General features: G+C 68.2%; 1 protein-coding gene. It reads left to right on the forward strand.

Going from position 1 to position 1,791, the window contains the following annotated elements; all coding sequences use genetic code 11:
- The first annotated feature begins 158 nt into the window (after positions 1-158).
- Positions 159-1,760 (forward strand): IS1634 family transposase, encoded by a 1,602-nt coding sequence (locus ACIQV3_RS40510; RefSeq protein WP_403722402.1) that lies wholly within the window; start codon positions 159-161, stop codon positions 1,758-1,760.
- Positions 1,761-1,791 lie beyond the last annotated feature (31 nt).

Below are 1,791 nucleotides of genomic sequence, written 5' to 3' on the forward strand. Positions count from 1 at the left end.
ATCTAGTCCCGAACTTCGCGGGTCGTTGATTCGTATGGTGTGACCGGTCCGGGAGTGTCCCGGGCCGGTCGTATGGCGTTGGTCCGGATGTGTCGATGACTTCCCGGTCCCCGCGGCCACGATCTGAGCGTCAGCGCCTTGAAGTTGTGGTGACGTCCGTGGTGGAAAAGCGTCTGGGCGCTCTGCCTGTCGCTGCCGAGTTTCTGCGCCGGCTGGATGTGGCCGGGGTCGTCGATGAGGTGTGTCCAGGCGGTGCGAGCGCGCATCTGACGCACGGGCAGGTCATCGAGGCGCTGGTGGCCAACCGTCTGACCTCGCCCGCACCGCTGGTGCGGGTCGGGGACTGGGCCCGCACCTGGGCGGTGGAGGAGGTCTTCGGCATCACGCCGGACCTCCTCAACGATGACCGCCTGGCCCGCGCGCTGGACGCGATCGCTCCGAAGCTGGAGGTCATCGCGGGCACCGTCGGCGCTCGGGCGATCACCGAGTTCGGGATCGACGTCTCCCGGCTGCACTGGGACATGACCAGCATGTCCGTCCACGGCGCCTTCCCTGCCGAGGACCAGGACGAGCGATACCCGCTCATCGCCTGCAACGGGCATCCCAAGGACCGGCGCCTGGATCTGAAACAGGTCCAGGCCGGGCTCGCGGTGTCCGCCGACGGCGGTATCCCCGTCCACTCCCGGGTCTTTGACGGCGCCGCGGCCGAGGTCAGCCAGGTCGTCGGAGCGATGAAGGACCTGCGGGCGATGGCTGGCACCAACACCTTTTTGATGGTCGCCGACTCCAAGCTGGTGTCCTACTCCAACATCACCGCCCTGCTTCAGGCCGGGGTGGAGTTCATCGCGCCCGTCCCGGCCGCGCAGATCAAGGACGAGGTCTACGCGGCCTTGGATCCCCAGCGGGCCGAGGCCGTCGGCTGGGTGCCGGAACGGGACGAGAGGAAACCGGAGGCGGAACGGGAGACATACCGGGTCCTGGAGGACACCCACACCCTGGCCGGCCGCCGCAAAAGCGACCCGCCGCTGACGGTGCGCCGGATCCTGGTCCATTCCACCGCCGTCGCGGCCGGCCAGCGGGCGGCCCGGACCAAACGACTGGCCAAGGCCACCGACGACCTCGACAAGCTCGCCGGTGCGGCAGGCGGACGGCACTACAAGACCCGGGAGAAGATCGTCGCCCGGATCGGCGTCGTCACAGCCAAGCGCCGCGTCACCTCCTGCCTGCGCTGGCACACCACCGCCGACGAGCACGGCACCCCCGGCCTCACCTGGCACTTCGACCAGGACGTGCTGAAGGCCGAAGCAGCCGTCGACGGCTGGTACGCACTCATCACCAGCATCCCGGCCGAGAAGGCCGACCCGGCCCAGGTACTGATCCACTACAAGGGCCAGGGCGCCGTCGAACGGCGTTACCACGACTTCAAGGGCCCCCTCGCGGTCGCACCGGTCTTCGTGCAGCACAACCGGCGCGTCGCCGCGCTGATCCAGGTGATCTGCCTGGCCCTGCTCGTCTTCTGCCTGATCGAGCGGCAGGTCAGACGCGCTCTGGGCCCCGAAGAGACCATGGCCGGCCTCTATCCGGACAACCGACGGGTCCGCCCCACCGGCCGGATGATCCTCTACCACCTCAGCGAACTCACCCTGCGAATCGGCAACGTCACTGACCCACCAACCGTCCAGATCAACCGCGGCGTCCAACTCCACCTCCTCGACCTCCTCGACACCGACATCGCACAAACCCGCTGGCCACAGGCCTAAATCAACGACCCGCGAAGTACGGGTCTAGTGG

This window comes from Streptomyces sp. NPDC099050, from assembly GCF_044759865.1.
Lineage (GTDB): Bacteria > Actinomycetota > Actinomycetes > Streptomycetales > Streptomycetaceae > Streptomyces.